We start from the raw sequence: 18,017 nt of genomic DNA, 5'->3' as shown, positions 1-18,017 counted from the left end.
GGGTCGTCCCTGCGGGCGCGCGTTCAGTCGATCATCCGCCAGTCCGGATGCTCGAAATGCTCGCCATAGGCGTTCAGCGCCTGAACGATGGTCACCGCGCCCGGCTCCACCTCGCCTGCCTCGAGCGCCGCGACACCGGCCATCACCTCGCCGAGGACGATGTGGAACTGCTCGTCGACCTCGGGCTCCAGCACGCAGTTCTCGACCATGAAATCGAGCTGCTTCTGCACATCGGCGGCGATCCCGCCGGCGGCATCGGCCGACAGGCTGCCGGCGTGGATCGCGTCCAGGTTCCCGGTTATGGTGGCGTGGATCGCGCTCATGCCGGTGAGCATGTTCTGATCGCCCTGCCATTTGGCGCCATCATTCAGCACGATTTCCAGCGCCGAGGCAGCATGGCCGTCATGGGCGGCACTCTGCGCGGCGGCGATGCCGGGCGCCGCCAGGGCGAGGGCCACGGTGAGGGCGGTGAGGGATTTGAGGGTCTGCATGGTCTTCTCCTGGGTTGCTTTTCGGTTCGGGCCGCACCGAATGATCGGAATGGCCGTTGCGCGTGATTGGAATATGTGATGTCCATCGGCGCACAGGCATTGGCGAAATGCGCAAGGTGTCTTTGCACAGACGGACAGGTTTTCCGGCAAAGTCGAAATGTTCGAAGCGGAGCAGCCGGACCTCTTCAAGGAGTAGTAGGCACGGTCGAAGGCCAATCGCCGACCGAACGTGCGAATGGGATTTTCGATGCTGGTTCCTTTACACTGAACACGACTGGCATCGAAATGCCCAGCTGCCCGATCCCACGGTTTGATGGCGCGATCCATTCGTCGGAATGGAAGGATGCGCCATGGGGCAGATACGCCACGTCCTGTTCCCCGGCTGGCGGATTGCAAGGCAATTCCGCCGGGACAGTGCCTGTCCCTGGCCCGCCCTGTAGGAAAAAGGCTCAACCCACGCTGCGGGTATCCCCCGGTCAGGTCTTGCGAGTCTCGGGAGCGATTGGCTCTGGGTTCGGCGTCCCGACCTGCCCGTTCTTGGACAGCATGATCGCCACCTGCCGCGAGATCCGGAACCGGCTCAGCACGATGACGAGGATCGCGGTCAGCGGCACCGCGAGGAACATGCCCGTGATGCCCCAGATCGACCCCCAGAAAAACAGTGAGAAGATGGTCACGAACAGGCTCATGTTCAGGGTTTCGCCCGCCATCTTTGGAAAGACGAAATTCCCGATCACGAACTGCACCGATCCGATCCCCGCCAGCAAGATGATGACCGGCCCGAGACTGTCGAACTGAACCAACGCGAAGAAGGTTGGCAGGATCGTGCCGAGGATCGATCCGATGGTGGGGATGAAGTTCAGCACGAAGATCAGAATCGCCCAAAAATCCGGGCTGTCCAGCCCGACCCCCAGCATCACGACGAAGCTCAGGACAGTGGTCATCAGGCTCACGCGGGTCATGATCCAGAGGTAGGAGCTGATCTGCCGCGAAATGTCGGCCAGAAACGCCTTTGCATGGGCGCGGGTCTGCGGGTCCGGGTAAAGCGCACGCATTTTCGCATCGAAGAACGCCTGGTCCACCACCAGAAACGCCACGTAGATTGCCACGACGCCGAACTGGTTGATCAGCCCCAGCAGCCCAAGCGCCAGTTTCTGGAACAATGTCTCGAAACCAATCCTGTCGAACACGTAATCCACGACCAGCGAGGTTTCGGTGCCCAACACCCGCGCGATGAAGTGGATCACAGGATCCATGCTGGTCTGCAAAGACATCGCCTGCGAGCCGGCATTCAGGAAACTGCGGACGCCGCTATAGACGCCTACCAGACCGATCAGGGTGATCAGCACCGCCGCCAGCGCTATCGAAGTGCCATTGCCCAGCATGGGTCCTATCACGGGAGACCTGCGCAGCTGCAAGGCGAACCTGTTGAGAATGAACCATACGATCAATGCCTCGGCAATCGGCACGAGGAAACCCGCACCGATGGTCAGAAGCGCCACGCACAAGGCAACGGTGATTGAAATCGCCGCCATGCGAATGATGGGTTCCGTACCCGACTCCGGCACCTTGGTGGTCTCGCCGGGGTCCTGGCTCTCGCTGCTCACTCCGCGGTCTCCTGACGGGTCGACCGAGCGACAAGGAAGACAAGGCGAAGGGAAATCGCCGCGACCAGAAGTTCGGACGTCTGGGTCAACAGAAGGGCGAAGATACTGACCGCGTCGATGGCGGAAACCGTGTAGGCCGTGGCCCCGCCCGTCGCGGGAGACACCTGAATCCCGACCTGCGGGTTCGAAAGCATCGTCACCAGCAGCGCGGACGCCGCGCCGAAGAGCGACAACATCGATACGCTGATACCAAGCGTTCCGGCCCAGAACCCGATCCAGACCCGGTTGCGCACCCGCGCCGGGTTGGGTTTTTCGGGTCCCGCCATCGCGCGGCCCAGAAAGATATAAACGCGGCACCAGAACGTGGTGAAGAGCGGCAGCAAGAGCCCGATCAGGGCCAGGAAATTCTCCAGCCCGATTCCGCCGCGGACGATCCGAGCAACGTAGCCTCCCAGCAGCACAATGACGACGAGGAATACCAGTTGCAACCAGAAGCCAAAATGGCCGAAGCGCAGCAGTGCCTTGGACACTCCCGCCGTTTGATTCTCTTTCCAGGACATGACGGTCTTGCTCATCCCTCTTGACCCTTTCTGGTCTGTGGTTTCGCCAGGTCTGGCGTCAGTCGTCGAACCCCATTGTTCCGCCGGCAGCTTGCATTCCCGGATGCCGGCTGCGCAAGCGCATATCCTGTCGTGTTCGCGTCATGCGGTCCTTGCGGACACTGACCCCGCCGAGCCGGTTGCACCTTCAGGCGGATGTTCCTCGCGTCTCCTACACCCGCTACAGCTTCTCGGGGGTGCGCTCCCCTCCCCGTGTCACGATCGACAGGATCACCGCCGAGACAAGCGTCGCGACGATCCCCGCGGCAAACCCGTTGTTGTAGAGGTTGAGGCCCGCGTGCAGGACACCGACCGACTGAGCCACGGAAACATGGATGGCGCCGGTCAGGATCCCCCAATGCCAGCCAAACCGCCCTGCGATCGGGGCGAGCGAGGTCGAGAACAGCGCCGCAAGGATCAGCCCGGACGCCGCGGGATCGGCACCCTTGGCGAGGGTCGCCAGCAGGACGCCCGCCATGATCGGTGCGCAATTGAACGGATGCTTTCCGTACGCTCCGAAGCCCACGACGGACAGGATACCGCCGATAGTCGGGCCGTTCAGAACGCTTCCGGTCGCCAGGACATAGCCGGTGGTCAACAGCCCGAGAACACCCATGTTGACCAGCACCGCGCCATCCCCTGCCTTGGCTGCAAAATCGCTTGGCGCCTGGCCGCTCAACCGCAAGAGTTCGCGGAAGTTCCGGAAACAGGCCGGGTCGACGTATCGGCCGGCAGCGATCATTCCCAGGAAAACCACGATCAGGAACGGCGCAAGGACGGCGCTCGCGTCGGTGGCCCAGAGGAAAACCGGGACCGGCACAAACCCGTAGGACATGTAGACGGCGACGACGATGGTTCCGACCATCCCCCCGGTGAACCCCATGTTGTAGAGGTTGTACCCGTCATGCGCCCGGAAGAGCTGCGCCGCGATCGGTGGCAGGATGAACCCGATGACTATGCCGGTTCCAATCGCGAGCGGTATCCGCACGGCAACGTCGAGCGAGGTGCTGAACAGGATCTCGGAAACGACAGGAGCAAGCGCAAAGCCGAAGAAGGCCGTGTTCAGGTGGCCCGAGACCGGTTCCCCGCGAAACCGGGCATAGAGATAGACACCGCCAAGGATTGGCCACACATTCAGGAGGTTCTTGCCGAACAGCGCGAACCCGAGGACCAGCAACAGGCAGGCGACGGCTCCGCCCCCGACGGTCGCTTCGGTGCGCCAGTATACGGCTGCCGCGATCAATGTCAGCAGCCCGGCATTGACGAAGGCCGCGCCGATGCCGCCGAGTTCGACATAGTCGGTCAACAGCATGTCGCGCGCGAGGAGGATCTTGCCAAGCCCCTCCAACGTCGCCCCAGGACCGGACACCGCGATGCCGTAGGCGATGAACACGACCGCCAGGCCGGCCACCATGGCAAGACGGGTGTTGCTTGGTAGGACCTTGGGCGCATCGTCGGTCATGGAAGTGGATTATCCTCCCCGGCCGTCACAACACGCGGCGAATGTGCGCCTTGCGATGCCGCAAGGCCGCCGGTCTCCACCAGAAAAGAGACGATCTCGTCGACACCGACCCCGCGCAATATGTCGGTGAAGACCACGGGGCGTCCTTGCCGCATGCGGTCGGCATCACCGGCCATCACGTCGAGATTGACACGGACATGCGGGGCGAGGTCCGTCTTGTTGATGACGAGAAGGTCTGAACGGGTAATCCCCGGCCCACCCTTGCGCGGAATCTCCTCGCCCTGGGCGACGGAGATAACGTAAATCGTCAAATCCGCGAGGTCCGGAGAGAAGGTGGCGGCGAGGTTGTCTCCGCCGGATTCGATGAAGACGACCTCGAGATCGGGGAACTGCCTGTTCAGTTCCGCGATGGCCTGAAGGTTGATCGAGGCGTCCTCGCGGATCGCCGTGTGAGGGCAGCCCCCGGTTTCGACACCGACGACCCGATCCTCGGGAAGCACCTGCCGGCGCACCAGATAGAGCGCGTCCTCCTTGGTGTAGATGTCGTTGGTGATGACGCCGATGGAGTAATCCGACCGCATCGCCACACACAGCTTTTCGGTCAGCGTTGTCTTCCCCGATCCCACGGGGCCCCCGATACCCACGCGGAGAGGTCCGTTTTTAGATGGCATGTCGTGCTCCTTTGACCGGAGAGAGGCCCTGCGCGCCCCGTCCCGGAAACCTTACCCGTGATCGGTGTCGTTTTTGTCGTGATTGTGATGGTGGTGGTGGCCGTGAGATGCCGAAGTCCCCGAATAGGCGCCACGCACCGGAACGAAGGGCGCGCGCACCTCGCTGACCGTCGCGCCGAGTTTCTCGAGCATCGTCCTGATGACGTGGTCCTGCAGGATGCGAATTCCTTCCGGCTGAATCTCGGCCGCCAGGTGACGGTTCCCGATGTGCCATGCAAGTTCGGCCTGGTGGACGAGATCCCTCGCCTGCACGTCGTACAACGCCTCTTCTGCCGCCTCGATCCAGACCTCGGCGCCATTGTCGAGCACCAGCAGATCGCCATGGTTCAGCATTACGGGTTCAGGCAGGTCCACCAGAACCCTTTGGCCATCTGTCGTTTCCATGACCCGCCGACGAACGTGACGTTCGTCATGCGCCAGCAGCATCACAGAACCCGGCGTCCCGGGCGCGGACGAGGCGTTTGGCCGATCGGCCAGGACCTCAACGACTTGTCGCATTCTGTTCCTCCATTTCTGCGGGCACCGACTCCAAGGCAAATCATACCGAATTGCCCCAAGTCAAGGACTTGCCTCGCCCAGCTTGACTGAAAGCTGGATCGAATTCAGCCGGATCGATTTCGCCGTCAAAGCTTTCTCCGGTCGGGAAAAAAACCTTGCTTTGCCGCCGGGCCGGGGCAATACCTATAGGAACCTTGTTCAGCCTTTCTTCAGAGTAGTGCCTTGAATCTGATCGATGCTTCAAGATGTAAGAGTGCCATTGGCCGCGCCCCCGGGTACGGCACCTGGCCCGCGCGTCTTGAACTGAGATACGAGGCCAAGGCAGACAGGACAGTCGTGCACCGGCGGCATGTCGGGCCGCTCCTGGTGCAACGCCCCTTCTACCCGGAGCGGGACGGAACATGTCACAGCTATGTTCTCCATCCCCCCGGCGGAGTGGCCGGCGGCGACAGCCTGGATATCCGGATTTCCGTTGAACCGGACGCCCGCTGCCTGCTGACATCCCCGGGCGCCACCAAGGTCTACCGGACACCGGGAAACGGCAGCCGGCAGCGCATCGGTATCGATATCGCCGACGGGGCGGTCTGCGAACTGATGCCGATGGAGACCATCCTTTTCAATGCCGCGCGCAGCCGGTTCGAAACCGAAATCCGGTTGCAGGGCAACGGCGTCTTCTTCGGCTGGGACCTCGTCAGCCTTGGCCGGCCGGCCGCGGGTGAACGATTCTCAGAGGGTCTTTTCGATCAGCGGATGAACATCACCCGCGACGGCGAACCGATATGGTACGAGCGAGCGCAGATCGACGGCGGTTCGGCAATCCTGGACGCCGCGCATGGATTTGGCGGCCACCCGATCTTTGGCGCCGCAATCCACGCAGGCCGGCTGCCCGAGGGCGCCATAGACAGGCTCCATGAACGCGTTCCGCCAGCCACCCACGGGCTTGGCGCGATCACACAGATCAACGACCTGATCGTCTGCCGCTACATCGGCTCCAAGGTATCTGCCGGCCGCAGCTTCTTTGCCGCGGCCTGGAAAGTCTTGCGGCAACTCGGCCAGGGGAAAGATGCCGTTGTTCCGCGCATCTGGGCAACATGATTTTCAACTAGGGAGGTTGCGGAGGATGGACCTGCTACCGCGAGAAAAAGACAAGCTGCTAATCTTCACCGCCGGCTTGCTGGCCGAACGCCGCAAGGCACGCGGGCTGAAGCTCAACCGGCCGGAGGCAATTGCCTACATTGCGCTTGCGATCCTCGAAGGTGCGCGCGACGGGCGCACCGTGGCCGACCTGATGTCCTATGGCACGACCCTGCTGAGCCGGGACGACGTCATGGAGGGCGTGCCGGAAATGATCCACGACGTGCAGGTCGAAGCGGTCTTTCCAGACGGCACGAAGCTCGTCACCGTCCACTATCCGATTCAGTGAGGGCGCCAAAATGATCCCCGGAGAAATCATCACCGCCGAAGGCATGATCGAACTCAGCGCCGGCCGCGACCGGATCACGGTCGAAGTTGCGAATACGGGCGACCGGCCGATACAGGTGGGCTCGCATTACCACTTCTACGAGACCAACAACGCGCTGGCTTTCGACCGGGAGGCTACACGCGGGTTCCGCCTCGACATTCCCAGCGGCACCGCCGTGCGGTTCGAACCCGGCCAGGAACGCAGCGTGACGCTGGTCAAGTTGGATGGCGACCGCAAGGTTTACGGCTTCGGCGGCAAGATCATGGGCGCATTGGAGAACTGAAATGGTTGAAATCACACGCGAAGCCTATGCTTCCCTCTATGGCCCGACCACCGGAGACCGGATTCGGTTGGCCGATACGGAATTGTTTGTCGAGGTCGAGAAGGATTACACGATCTATGGCGACGAAGTGCTGTTCGGTGGCGGCAAGGTCATCCGCGATGGCATGGGTCAGGGCCAATGCAACGCCGACCAGGTTGTCGATCTGGTCATCACCAACGCTGTCGTGCTGGATCACCACGGCATCGTGAAAGCCGATGTCGGGGTGAAGAATGGTCGCATCGTGGCCATCGGCCGCGCGGGCAACCCGGATATCCAACCGAATGTGGATATCGTCATCGGTCCCGGCACCGATGTCATCGCCGGCGAGGGCAAGATCCTGACGCCCGGCGCCATCGACACCCATATCCATTTCATTTGCCCGCAACAGATCGAAGAGGCGCTCTCCAGCGGCACGACGACATTGGTCGGCGGCGGCACCGGCCCGTCGGTGGGAACGCTGGCGACGACGGTGACGCCCGGACCGTGGTACATGCACCGGATGCTGGAGGCCGCCGACGCCCTGCCGATCAATATCGGGCTTCTGGGCAAGGGCAACGCCAGCCTGCCCGAGCCGCTGCACGAACAAATCCGCGCCGGCGCCATCGGCCTCAAACTGCACGAGGACTGGGGCACGACCCCCGCGGCCATCGACAATTGCCTGTCGGTCGCCGAAGAGGAAGACATCCAGGTCGCCATCCATACCGACACGCTCAACGAAAGCGGTTTCGTGGCCGACACGCTCGCCGCGATGAAGGGGCGCACGATCCATTCCTTCCATACCGAAGGGGCCGGCGGAGGCCACGCGCCGGACATCATCAGCGTGGCAGGCGAACAGAACGTCCTGCCGTCATCGACCAATCCGACGCGGCCCTACACGATCAACACGGTGGACGAGCATCTCGACATGCTGATGGTCTGCCATCACCTGTCGCCCGACATCCCGGAGGACGTGGCCTTCGCCGAAAGCCGCATCCGCAAGGAGACCATCGCGGCAGAGGACATCCTCCACGATCTGGGCGTCTTCTCGATGATGTCCTCGGATTCGCAGGCGATGGGCCGGATCGGCGAAACCACGCTGCGTTGCTGGCAGACCGCGCACAAGATGAAGGTGCAGCGCGGCCCCCTGCCCGAGGACAGCGACCGGAACGACAATTTCCGCGCCCGCCGCTACATCGCCAAGTACACCATCAATCCGGCCCTCTCGCACGGCTTTGCCCACGAGATCGGCTCGGTCGAAGTCGGCAAGCGGGCGGATCTGGTGCTGTGGGATCCGAAGATGTTCGGCGTCAAACCGGCGCTCGTGCTGATCGGCGGCATGATCGCGGTCGCCCCGATGGGCGATCCGAACGCTTCGATCTCCACGCCGCAGCCGGTGCACTACCGCCCGATGTTCAGCCCGCTTGGCCGCGCGCTTGGCAAGACCGGCGTGACCTTCGTGTCGCAAGCCGCGCTGGCGGCCGGGATCGGCGAGGAGCTGCAGCTTCAGAAATCGCTCGTCGCGGTGAAAGGCTGCCGGACGGTCAAGAAGAAGGACATGGTTCACAACGGCTTGACTCCGAAGCTCGAAGTCGATCCGCAGACCTTCGAGGTGCGCGTCGACGGGGAGCTTGCGACCTGCGAGCCCATGGAGGTCCTTCCAATGGCGCAGCGGTATTTCCTGATCTGATCGGGACCAGTGCCGCATACCCAGACAAGCACCGACCCGGGAGGTGGACATGGACATCAATCGTTTTCAGGACGCCCCCCGGGTCGGGCTCATCGACTGGCTGTTGCGCGGGATCGGACAGGTGGTGTTCCAGAACAATCCCCTGTCCGGGGCGGTCATCCTGTTCGCGCTGTTCTTCAACTCCTGGATCTACGGCACCGTCGCGATCTTCGGCGCGACCGTCAGCACCCTGACCGCGCTTGCGCTGAAGGCGGATCGCGGGCTGATCAAGGCCGGTCTGTTCGGGTTCAACGGGGCGCTCGTCGCCCTGTGCCTCGTTGCCTTCACCAGCGCGGACTTCCGGACCGGCGCGGTGCCCTCGCCGTTGATGACCGTCTACATCGGCTTCGGCGCCGCCTTTTCGACCGTCGTGATGCAGGCAATGGCGACGCTGCTTGCCCCCCATCGCGTCGCCCCCCTCACCGGCCCCTTCGTGCTGGTTGGCTGGCTATTCCTGTTTGCGGTTCTGAAATTCGCGCATATCGAGGCCGGGCCGCTTGAAAAGCCGGTTTCGCCCGAGGATTACGAGGCCATCGCGGTCTATTCCCTGCCCACCTGGTACATGGGGATCGGCAATGCGATCGGACAGATCTTTTTCCAGGACAACTGGATCTCCGGCTACCTCATAATCCTCGGCATGGCGATCCATTCGCGGATCAGCGCCGGGATGGCGCTTCTCGGCGCGGCGGTTGCGGCGGTGACGGCGACAATATCCGGGGGGCCTGAAGGCGCGATCCGCGACGGGTTGTTCGGCTACAACGCGGCCCTGACCGCCATTGCGCTCGGCGGGTTCTTCCTCGTCCCGAACCGCGCGAGCATCCTTTACGCCATTTTTGGCGCCATCATTTCCACCTGGCTCTGGGCTTCGGTCGCGATCTTCCTTGGCCCGATCGGAATGCCGGTCCTGACCTCGACCTTCGTCCTGGTGACCTGGATGATGTTGCTCGGGCAATACGGGTTCGCGGCTCTGATTCCCGTCGAGCCGGCCAACGCCGACTCACCGGAAAGGACGCTGCGCGAGAGGGCCAGAGTCCAGGCGTGACGGGCATCAGGACCGGAACAGGCGGCTGTACTGCCGTTCGTGCAATGCGCTTCCGACGGCCTGAAGGAACGACAGGTTGCCGATCTCGTCCGCCGGCGTCTCTTCCGCCAACACCAGCGCACGGGATATTTCCGAGGGCGCGTCTGCAAGGATCTTCTGCCCGTCCGTCTGCCCGATGATCCCGAGCCGGATCGCCGCCGCGACCTGCGCTTCGCAGAGCGACCACATCAGCCCCGCAAGACCCGCCGAAGCGCTCGCCCCGGCGTCATGAGCCGCAAGGGCAAACGCGGCCGGAAAGGTCTTGCATGGCACGCTCTGGTCCTGCGCCGCCGCAACACCCATTTCGCGCAACAGGTCCATCAAGGCCTCGGCCATCCGCATGTCTTCCTGCTGCAACTCGCGGCTCTCCCTGGCGGCGCACAGAAGGACGTCGTCGCGTTGGAAATCCTGCCAGCGGCATTCCTGCGCCGCAGCCATCAGCCGCAGGAACATCGCCCCGTCGAGCGAGGCGTAGGAATGCTGGAGCGTTCCGAACAGCCAGGATCGCAGGTCTTGCGCATCCGTCACCCACCCCACGTTCGCGGCATGTTCGAGCCCGCGGGAATAGGCAAAGGCACCGACAGGCAGCAACGAACTCGTGAGACGCACAAGAGCGAGCGGGATATTCATTTCAGTCTGATCCATGTCGTCCCTCGCCTCTCCGTCCGGGTGTCCCGGTCCATCGCCGGCAACCGGAGTCTAGAACGCTCCGAAGAGGCTGGCCAGCACGATCAGGGCGACGAGCGAGATCATCGGGATCACGACGGCGACGGCGAGGATATCGAGATAGCTGTCACGGTGGGTAAGCTTGCAGATGCCCAGAACGGTGATGACGGCGCCATTGTGTGGCAGCGCATCGAGTGCCCCCGAGGAGACGGCCGTGACGCGGTGCATGGCTTCGAGCGAAGTGCCTGTCGACGCGGCAAGCTCCACGAAGTTGGCGCCGAGCGCGTCGAGCGCAATGGTCATGCCGCCCGAGGCGGAACCCGTGAGCGCCGAGAGAGTCGTCACCGCGACCGCGACCGAAACCAGCGGGTTGCCCTCGCCCATCGACAGCATTGCCTCGCTGATCATCGCGAAGGCCGGCAGGGCCGCGACCACGGCGCCAAAGCCGACGAGGCTGGCGGTGTTGAAGATCGGCAGGACCGAGGCGTCGGCCCCCGCGTTGAGGCTGGCGCGCAGGTCCTTCAGCCTCGCCCAGTTGGTGGCGATCAGGAACAGGATCGCCGTCGACAGCGCGACGATCACCGCCCAGAGGCCACGCACCGCCTCGATCGTGGTTTCGCCGAACAGCGGCAGCGCCAGCGGCGCGGTGTCCAGACGCGGCACGACGAGCTGGATGAAGAGCAGGTTGACGGCAACCACGATGATCACCGGCGCGAAGGCGAGCGCGAAGCCCGGCAGGTCCGGTCCACTGGGTTCTGGGTCGATCTCGGCAAGGTCGAACCCCTCGACCTGCGTCCGCTCGCGCATCGTGCGGTCCGGCGCAGGCATGCTGTCCTCGTGCTGCCCGTAGCCTTCTCCGGCAGCGGCGGCAAGGCGGCTGCGCCGGTTGAGCCACATCATGCCGAGGCCCAGCATGATGGCGGCGGTGATGATGCCGAGGACCGGCGCCGCGAAGGAAGTGGTGCCGAAGAACGGCATCGGGATCGCGTTCTGGATCGCCGGGCTGCCGGGAAGCGCCGACATGGTGAAGGTGAAGGCGCCGAGCGCGATGGTGCCGGGGATCAGCCGCTTCGGGATCTGCGCGTCGCGGAACAGCGAGGCGGCAATCGGGAAGATCGCGAAGGCGACGACGAACAGCGACACGCCGCCGTAGGTCAGCAGCGCACAGCACAGCACGACGGCGAGGATCGCCCGTTCCACGCCGAGCTTGCCGATGACACCCTTGGCGATCGCGGCGGCGCAGCCGCTGTCGTCCATCAGCTTGCCGAAGATCGCCCCAAGCATGAACAGCGGAAAGAAATCGACGACGAACCGGCCGGTGCTGACCATGAAGATCTGGGTATAGGAGGCCAGCGGCGGCAGGCTGCCCGACAGCACCACCGCAAGCACCGCCATCAGCGGCGCGACCAGCAGCAGCGTCATCCCCCGGAAGGCGAGAAACATCAACAGCCCGAGGGCCAGCAGAATGGCGAGAATGTCGATCACGATTGGATCTCGCGCTTCTTGTCGTCGAGATGGGCGGGCTCGAGGCTTTCCTCGAACAGGAAGTCCGGATACCAGGTGGACTTGACGCCGACCTTGTCGAAATTCTCGTCCAGCCAGGTGTCCGCGGTGCGGCGGCCGAGCGCGAACAGGTGGTCGAGGAACCTGCGTTCGGCATTGAGCTTGCTGGACACGCTCATCCGGCCCATTTCCTTCTCGGCGCTGATCCGGTGGACGCGCGCGTCGCGGTAGGCGGCGCGGTCGAGCTGTTCGTGGTGGATCATCTCCCACAGGAAGCCGATCGAACGCATCTCTTTTATGAGACTTCCGTTGAAGGTGATCTCGTTGAGCCGGTTCTGGATTTCATAGGCGGTTCGGGGCAGTTCCTCGCGGCGGAACGGATTGATCTGCACCAGCAGGATGTCGCGGGTTTCCGTCTCGTCGATCAGCGGAAAGAGCGGCGGGTTCCCCATGTATCCGCCGTCCCAGTAGGCTTCGCCGTCGATCTCGACCGCCTTGAACAGGAACGGCAGACAGGCCGAGGCCATCACCGCGTCGGCAGTGATCTGCGGTTGGCGGAAGATCTTGGGCAAGCCGCTGCGCACGTTGGTGGCGCCCAGAAAAAGCTTCGGGCCCTTTCCGGAATTCACCAGGTCGAAATCGAAATGCTCGATCACGAGATCGCGCAGCGGATTGATGTCGAGCGGATTGAGCTGATACGGCGACAAGGTCTGCTGGAGATATTGCGATACGACGAAACCGGGCGAGAATTCCAGGCTCCAGCGCCCAACCATCTTGTCCCAGATCGTGCGTTTCAGGGGGCTGAAGCGCGCCGCATCGCTCACCGCCCGCCAGTAGCGTTCCAGAAGTTCCCGTGCGGCCTGCCGGCTGCCGGTCGCAAGCCCCTGGGTCAGGGCGACCGCGTTCATAGCACCCGCGCTGGCGCCGGAAACGCCGCTGATCTCAAGGCTCTCCTCCTCGAGCAGCCGATCCAGCACTCCCCAGGAAAACGCCCCGTGCGCCCCGCCACCCTGCAAGGCAATGTCGATTTGGCGGTCAGCCCCCGGCATCTCGAAGTTCCTTTCATGAACGTGAGTTTAAAATACTACATGATGATGCCGCAGCGCAGAATCACGGACTCGTCATACTACACCAAGGTATTGATTTGAAGGCATCCCCGGTGTCGCAAATGGTCAATCGCTGCAAATCGCTCAGATTTGCGGCAACACAGAATGGGACGAAAGACATTTCGACCCATGAATTCCTGTTTCCGACAGCTCATGGGGCAGCTTTCAAAGAAAGTGAATACCCGGAACGCACTTCCATAACGATCAGGAGAAAGCTTTCGGACGCTGCCTTCGCTCTCGATGCGAACCCGGATTTGTAAGGATCAGGCGATGGGAAACGATCGCCCAGCGACACTGGAATGCAATGCGGCCCGGATCATTCCGCCAATACCTCCGGATGAATTGGAAAAGGGTTTCATTTCTTGCTTTCTTTCGCCACCCGAGAGTCCAGAGAAGATGCTGCATGAACGAAGCGTTCATACATCGCGACCGGTAGGTTTGCGCAGTCAACAGACCCTACTGACATATCCATGAACGACCGGACTGTCCGCACCGCTGCAAGAAACGAAAACGGACGCCCGACATCCTGCGGGCGTCCGTTTCGCGAACAGGCAGGGGCGCGAGTCACTCCCCGGCTGGCGCGTCTTCCTTTCCGTGAATGGCGATGTAGAGCGTCGGCAGGAAGATGAGCGTGAGAACCGTGGCCACCGCCAGACCGCCCATGATCGCAAAGGCCATCGGGCCCCAGAACAGGGTCGGCGCGATCGGCAACATCCCGAGGATGGTCGACAAGGCCGCCAGCAGCAGCGGCCGGAACCGGTTGGTCGCCGCGCTGATCGCGGCATCCCATGGCGACAGCCCGTTCCGGCGTTCATCCTCGATCTGGGTGATCAGGATCACCGCGTTCTTCGCGATCATCCCGATCAGTGCCAGGATCCCGAGGATGGCCACGAAGCCAAGCGGCCGGCCAAAGGTCAGCAGCGCCAGCACCACGCCGATCAGTCCGAGCGGCAGCAACAGAACGACCATGCCGGTCGACTTGAAGCTCTGCAGCTGGATCATCAGCAGCGTCAGCATGATGAAGACCATCACCGGCAGCACGGCAAAGACCGATGCCTGGCTTTCGGCGCTGGTTTCCGCCGTCCCACCGAGTTCAATGGCGTAATTCGGCGGCAGATCCGCGTTCAGCACCGCGATGTCCTCTTCCAGCGCCGTCACGACCGCCTCGGGCAAGGTTCCGGGCACCACATCGGCCAGCACGGTCAGGGTGGGAACGCGGTCCCGCCGCCAGATCAGCGGCTGCTCCTGATCGTAGTAGAAGTTGGCAAACTGGCTCAATGCAACGGTCCGCCCGCCGGACACGGGCACCTGCAGGGTTGCCAGCGTGTCGAGCGAGATCCGGTCCCGGGAATCCGACCTGGCAACGACGTTGATCAGGTAGATCCCGTCGCGCATCTGCGTGATCGGCGCACCGGAAACCGCTGTCTGCAGCGTGTTCGACAGCTGTGCCGAGGACAGGCCCAGCCGCCGGGCCCGGTTCTGATCGACCTCGACCCGCACCTGCCGGGCAGGTTCGATCCAGTCGAAATGCACGCCTTGTGCACCGGGGTTGCTGGCTACGACTCCCGCGAGCCGCATGGCCTGCGTCCGCAACTCCTCGATATCCGGCCCCGAGATCCGGTATTGCAGCGGCCAGCCGATGGGTGGTCCCATCTCCAGCGGGCCGACGCGGCTGATCGTTTCCGGGAAGTTCTCGCTGAGGAATTCCGAGAGGTCCTCCTCAAGCCGCTCGCGCGCCTCGAGATCCTTCGCCATCACCACGATCTGGCTGTGGTGGTCGCTCGGCGGCTGGATGGCCAACGGCAGATAGAAACGGATCACGTTGCGCCCGATATAGGCGGTCCAGAAATCCACGTCTTCGGACTCGCCCAGCCAGGCCTCGACGCGCGCGATGGCATCTTCACTGGCGAAGATCGAACTCGACCGCGGCATCTGGAAATCGACGATCAGCTCGTTGCGGTCGGACGGCGGAAAAAACTGCCGGTTCACCATCTGCAAGCCAAGGAGCGAGACCACGAATATCGCGATGGTCACGGCGAAGGTCAGCCACTTCGCCCGCATGGCGAATGTCAGCACGCCGCGATAGGCCTTCATGATCCCACCGGGCTCGACCGGCTCGGGGTTTGTCGGCGGCTTGAGAAGAGCGCCGCCAAGAATCGGCGTGAACATAACGGCCACGAACCACGAGGCGATCAGTGCGATGGCAACCACGAGGAACAGGGAGATCGTGTACTCCCCGGCCTGGCTCTCGGCGAAGCCGATGGGCACGAAGCCGGCGATGGTGATCAGGGTACCGGTCAGCATCGGCGCGGCGAGCGTCCGGTAGGCATGGGCGCCGGCTTCCGCGATCGTGTCGCCCGCCGCAAGTCGCCGCAGCATCGAGTCCACCGTGGTCATCGCATCGTCCACCAACAGCGCAAGGGCGATGATGAGCGCACCCAGAGACACCCGGTGCAGGTCGATCCCCATGACCGACATCACGAGGAACACCGTCGCCAGCGTGACCGGAATGGCGATCGCAACGACTGCCCCGGGGCGCACCCCGAGGGTCAGGAAGCTCACCGTCAGGATGATGGCGACAGCCTGGTAGAGCGAAGTCGTGAAATCCCCGATGGCGGTCTCGACGACGGCGGGCTGGTTGGAGATCAGCATCGGTTCGATCCCGATGGGTAGTTCCGCCGTGATATCGCGGATGGCCGCGTCGATCTCGTCGCCGAGTTGAAGGATATCGCCGCCATCGCGCATGGAAATCGCCAGGGCGATGGCGCGTTCGCCGTTCACGTGCAGAAGCGGCTGCGGCGGGTCGACGAAGCCGTGGCGGACCGTGGCGATATCGCCCAGCCGGATCATCCGGTCGCCCGCCACGAGAGTCACGTCGAGAATATCGTCCGCGCTTTCGAAGGCGCCCGACACCCGCAACGCCAGGTTCTCCAACCCGGTATTGATAACGCCAGCCGGCCGAATCCTGTTCTGCGCAGCGATCGCCGCGAAGATCTGGCCGTAATCGAGCCGCATCGCCGCCACGCGTTCCGGCTGGAATTCGACGAAGACGGTTTCGTCCTGCGCGCCGATCCACTCGATCTTGGAGATATCCGGCACCTTGCGGATGAGTTCCGAACGAGCGAAATCGACGTAGTCGCGGAGTTCCCGGTCACTGAAACCATCGGCGGTGAAGGCGTAGATGATGCCGAAGACATCGCCGAAATTGTCGTTAAAGAAGGGCCCCAACGCGCCCTGCGGCAGGGTATGGCGCATGTCGCCGACGGAGTTGCGCACCTCCTGCCAGACGTCCCGGACATCTTCGGGCGGGAAGGCTCCGTCGAGGTCGACATAAATCGTCACCAGCCCGGGCCGGGTGATCGAGCGCAATGCGTCGAGGCCCGTGGTCTCCTGCAACCGCCGCTCCAGCCGTTCGGTGAGCTGATTCTGGGTCTCTTCCAGGGTGGCGCCGGGCAGGACGGCGGTCACCAGCATCGTCTTGATGGTAAAGCTCGGGTCCTCGTCCCGGCCAAGGTTCACGAAGGCAAAGGCGCCGGCGATAACCGCCACCAGCATGAGGTAAATCGTTAGGGCGCGGCTCTTGACCGCCCATGCCGACAGGTTCGGTCCGATCATGAGTCAGCGCCCAGCAACCGTACTTCCTGGCCTGGGCGCAGCGCTTGCACGCCGGCCGTTACAACGATTTCACCGACCTCCAGACCGCTTGCGACCTGAACCGCCGACGGCGCAAAGGTGCCCACTTCGATGGGCCTGAGGGTGACCGTGCCGGAGTCCGGGTCGACAACCCAGACGGCCGGCGATCCTTCAGACCGGGTCAAAGCGGTGGCCGGCAGCACGATGCCCCCTTCGCTACCGAAGAACGCGCGGGCCGTGACCGCCGAGCCGAGCCGCAACTCGGCCGGTGCCTCGATCAGGCCGATGCGAACCTGGAACGTGCCGGTGACCGGATCGGCCTGAGGCGCAATCTCGCGCACCCGACCTTTGGTGCTGACAGACGGGTTCAGCGACAGGGCCACCGTCACCTCCGGATCGGGCGGGCTGGTTTCGAGGATGTTTGCCGGCACCGAGAGCACCGCGTCACGGCCGTTGTCCCGCGCCACCTGGACGATCGCCCGCCCGGCCGAGACGACCTCTCCGGGTTCGGCGCCCACGCCGATCACGACGCCCGGCGCGTCCGCGTAGAGCACGGTTTCGTCCAGTCGCCGCCGCGCGACCGCGACCTGCGCCTCCGCGGCATCGGCCGCGGCGGAAGCGGTCGAATAGACCTGCTCTGCCCGTTCGAAGGCGACCCGTGCCGCGATCTGGCGTTGATAGAGGGTCTGCTGGCGGTCGAAATTGATCCGTGCTTCCGAAAGCTGCCCCGACACGGCCGCGAGGTTTGCCTCGGCCGCCCGCAGCGCATTTTCCTCATTGGAGCTGTCAAGTCGCGCCACGACCTGACCAGGCTCGACGCTGTCGCCGACGCGGACCAGACGTTCGATCATCCGCCCGCCGTGAAGAAAGCCAAGATTGACCTGTTCGACCGCCTCGATGGTGCCGGCGATCGTCACGTAGGTGCCGCCATCGCTCTGGGTGACCTCGACAGCACGCACCGGACGCGGCTCCACGACCTTCTCTTCTTCCTCCGGCTCGCAAGCTGCAACCAGACTTGCGAGAACGACCGGGGTCCAACCCAGCCTGTTGGCCCAAAACCACGACATCAAATGCTAACTCCCTCGTCATATTCCCGAATATGAACCTTGTTTCCGTATAGGAGCTTGCTGTAGGCTTGGTCAAGAAGCCGA

Annotated in this window: 16 protein-coding genes; 5 read left to right on the top strand and 11 right to left on the bottom strand. The window is 63.4% G+C overall.

The window, feature by feature from the left end; all coding sequences use genetic code 11:
* Window positions 1–23: 23 nt before the first annotated feature.
* The 6 genes from QO034_RS07305 to QO034_RS07280 all read right to left on the bottom strand — a co-directional run bounded on the left by QO034_RS07305 (window position 24) and on the right by QO034_RS07280 (window position 5,316).
* The gene (locus QO034_RS07305) at window positions 24–491 is read right to left on the bottom strand and encodes a hypothetical protein (protein WP_284484856.1); all 468 of its coding nucleotides are present in this window, start codon (window positions 489–491) and stop codon (window positions 24–26) included.
* Window positions 492–967: 476 nt separating this feature from the next.
* Window positions 968–2,098 (bottom strand): AI-2E family transporter, encoded by a 1,131-nt coding sequence (locus QO034_RS07300; RefSeq protein WP_284484855.1) that lies wholly within the window; start codon window positions 2,096–2,098, stop codon window positions 968–970.
* Window positions 2,095–2,673, bottom strand: coding sequence for a DUF3611 family protein (locus QO034_RS07295; RefSeq protein WP_284484854.1), 579 nt, complete (start codon window positions 2,671–2,673; stop codon window positions 2,095–2,097). Before QO034_RS07295 ends, QO034_RS07300 begins: the two co-directional genes overlap by 4 nt.
* A 205-nt stretch (window positions 2,674–2,878) precedes the next feature.
* The gene (locus tag QO034_RS07290; RefSeq protein ID WP_284484853.1) at window positions 2,879–4,159 is read right to left on the bottom strand and encodes a DUF1576 domain-containing protein; all 1,281 of its coding nucleotides are present in this window, start codon (window positions 4,157–4,159) and stop codon (window positions 2,879–2,881) included.
* A complete protein-coding gene (gene ureG, locus QO034_RS07285) occupies window positions 4,156–4,830 on the bottom strand; it encodes an urease accessory protein UreG (protein WP_284484852.1) in 675 nt (224 codons plus the stop codon). The genes QO034_RS07290 and ureG overlap by 4 nt, the downstream gene beginning before the upstream one ends.
* 51 nt (window positions 4,831–4,881) lie before the next feature.
* The gene (locus tag QO034_RS07280; protein WP_284484851.1) at window positions 4,882–5,316 is read right to left on the bottom strand and encodes an urease accessory protein UreE; all 435 of its coding nucleotides are present in this window, start codon (window positions 5,314–5,316) and stop codon (window positions 4,882–4,884) included.
* Between the two features lie 408 nt (window positions 5,317–5,724).
* Between QO034_RS07280 and QO034_RS07275 the strand changes: the two genes are divergently transcribed.
* From QO034_RS07275 to QO034_RS07255, 5 genes are read left to right on the top strand one after another with little or no spacing between them, the layout of a single operon-like run.
* Window positions 5,725–6,483, top strand: coding sequence for an urease accessory protein UreD (locus QO034_RS07275; RefSeq protein WP_284484850.1), 759 nt, complete (start codon window positions 5,725–5,727; stop codon window positions 6,481–6,483).
* 25 nt (window positions 6,484–6,508) lie between these two features.
* Window positions 6,509–6,811: an urease subunit gamma gene (gene ureA, locus QO034_RS07270; protein ID WP_284484849.1), complete on the top strand. Its 303-nt coding sequence runs from the start codon at window positions 6,509–6,511 to the stop codon at window positions 6,809–6,811.
* Between the two features lie 10 nt (window positions 6,812–6,821).
* Window positions 6,822–7,133 carry an urease subunit beta gene (locus tag QO034_RS07265; protein WP_284484848.1) on the top strand — a complete coding sequence of 104 codons (312 nt, stop codon included), beginning with the start codon at window positions 6,822–6,824 and terminating at the stop codon, window positions 7,131–7,133.
* 1 nt (window position 7,134) lies between these two features.
* Entirely contained in the window at window positions 7,135–8,838 is a 1,704-nt protein-coding gene (ureC, locus tag QO034_RS07260) for an urease subunit alpha (RefSeq protein WP_284484847.1), read from the top strand.
* A gap of 49 nt (window positions 8,839–8,887) precedes the next feature.
* Window positions 8,888–9,919 carry an urea transporter gene (locus QO034_RS07255; protein ID WP_284484846.1) on the top strand — a complete coding sequence of 344 codons (1,032 nt, stop codon included), beginning with the start codon at window positions 8,888–8,890 and terminating at the stop codon, window positions 9,917–9,919.
* A gap of 6 nt (window positions 9,920–9,925) precedes the next feature.
* Here the strand turns inward: QO034_RS07255 and QO034_RS07250 are convergent, their stop codons facing one another.
* From QO034_RS07250 to QO034_RS07230, 5 genes are all read right to left on the bottom strand, one after another.
* Entirely contained in the window at window positions 9,926–10,603 is a 678-nt protein-coding gene (locus tag QO034_RS07250; protein WP_284484845.1) for an urease accessory protein UreF, read from the bottom strand.
* A gap of 54 nt (window positions 10,604–10,657) precedes the next feature.
* Window positions 10,658–12,109: a GntP family permease gene (locus tag QO034_RS07245; RefSeq protein WP_284484844.1), complete on the bottom strand. Its 1,452-nt coding sequence runs from the start codon at window positions 12,107–12,109 to the stop codon at window positions 10,658–10,660.
* Window positions 12,106–13,176: a patatin-like phospholipase family protein gene (locus QO034_RS07240; protein WP_284484843.1), complete on the bottom strand. Its 1,071-nt coding sequence runs from the start codon at window positions 13,174–13,176 to the stop codon at window positions 12,106–12,108. The genes QO034_RS07245 and QO034_RS07240 overlap by 4 nt, the downstream gene beginning before the upstream one ends.
* 621 nt (window positions 13,177–13,797) lie before the next feature.
* Window positions 13,798–16,848, bottom strand: a complete 3,051-nt coding sequence (locus QO034_RS07235) for an efflux RND transporter permease subunit (RefSeq protein WP_284484842.1) — start codon at window positions 16,846–16,848, stop codon at window positions 13,798–13,800.
* Window positions 16,845–17,933 carry an efflux RND transporter periplasmic adaptor subunit gene (locus tag QO034_RS07230; RefSeq protein ID WP_284484841.1) on the bottom strand — a complete coding sequence of 363 codons (1,089 nt, stop codon included), beginning with the start codon at window positions 17,931–17,933 and terminating at the stop codon, window positions 16,845–16,847. The genes QO034_RS07235 and QO034_RS07230 overlap by 4 nt, the downstream gene beginning before the upstream one ends.
* Between the last annotated feature and the right edge of the window lie 84 nt (window positions 17,934–18,017).

Source organism: Sedimentitalea xiamensis, from assembly GCF_030164465.1.
In the GTDB taxonomy this organism is placed as follows: Bacteria; Pseudomonadota; Alphaproteobacteria; order Rhodobacterales; family Rhodobacteraceae; genus Sedimentitalea; species Sedimentitalea xiamensis.
The sequence above is the reverse complement of the archived record's forward strand: the minus strand, read 5'-3'. Positions and strand labels throughout refer to the sequence as shown.

Bases quoted from the DNA above. Each gene is read 5' to 3' on its own strand.
- QO034_RS07250 (WP_284484845.1), bottom strand. From the start codon at position 10,603: ATGGATCAGACTGAAATGAATATCCCGCTCGCTCTTGTGCGTCTCACG.
- QO034_RS07255 (WP_284484846.1), top strand. From the start codon at position 8,888: ATGGACATCAATCGTTTTCAGGACGCCCCCCGGGTCGGGCTCATCGAC.
- QO034_RS07305 (WP_284484856.1), bottom strand. From the start codon at position 491: ATGCAGACCCTCAAATCCCTCACCGCCCTCACCGTGGCCCTCGCCCTG.
- QO034_RS07235 (WP_284484842.1), bottom strand. From the start codon at position 16,848: ATGATCGGACCGAACCTGTCGGCATGGGCGGTCAAGAGCCGCGCCCTA.
- ureA (WP_284484849.1), top strand. From the start codon at position 6,509: ATGGACCTGCTACCGCGAGAAAAAGACAAGCTGCTAATCTTCACCGCC.
- QO034_RS07265 (WP_284484848.1), top strand. From the start codon at position 6,822: ATGATCCCCGGAGAAATCATCACCGCCGAAGGCATGATCGAACTCAGC.
- QO034_RS07230 (WP_284484841.1), bottom strand. From the start codon at position 17,933: ATGTCGTGGTTTTGGGCCAACAGGCTGGGTTGGACCCCGGTCGTTCTC.
- QO034_RS07280 (WP_284484851.1), bottom strand. From the start codon at position 5,316: ATGCTGCTGGCGCATGACGAACGTCACGTTCGTCGGCGGGTCATGGAA.
- ureG (WP_284484852.1), bottom strand. From the start codon at position 4,830: ATGCCATCTAAAAACGGACCTCTCCGCGTGGGTATCGGGGGCCCCGTG.
- QO034_RS07290 (WP_284484853.1), bottom strand. From the start codon at position 4,159: ATGACCGACGATGCGCCCAAGGTCCTACCAAGCAACACCCGTCTTGCC.
- QO034_RS07240 (WP_284484843.1), bottom strand. From the start codon at position 13,176: ATGCCGGGGGCTGACCGCCAAATCGACATTGCCTTGCAGGGTGGCGGG.
- QO034_RS07295 (WP_284484854.1), bottom strand. From the start codon at position 2,673: ATGAGCAAGACCGTCATGTCCTGGAAAGAGAATCAAACGGCGGGAGTG.
- ureC (WP_284484847.1), top strand. From the start codon at position 7,135: ATGGTTGAAATCACACGCGAAGCCTATGCTTCCCTCTATGGCCCGACC.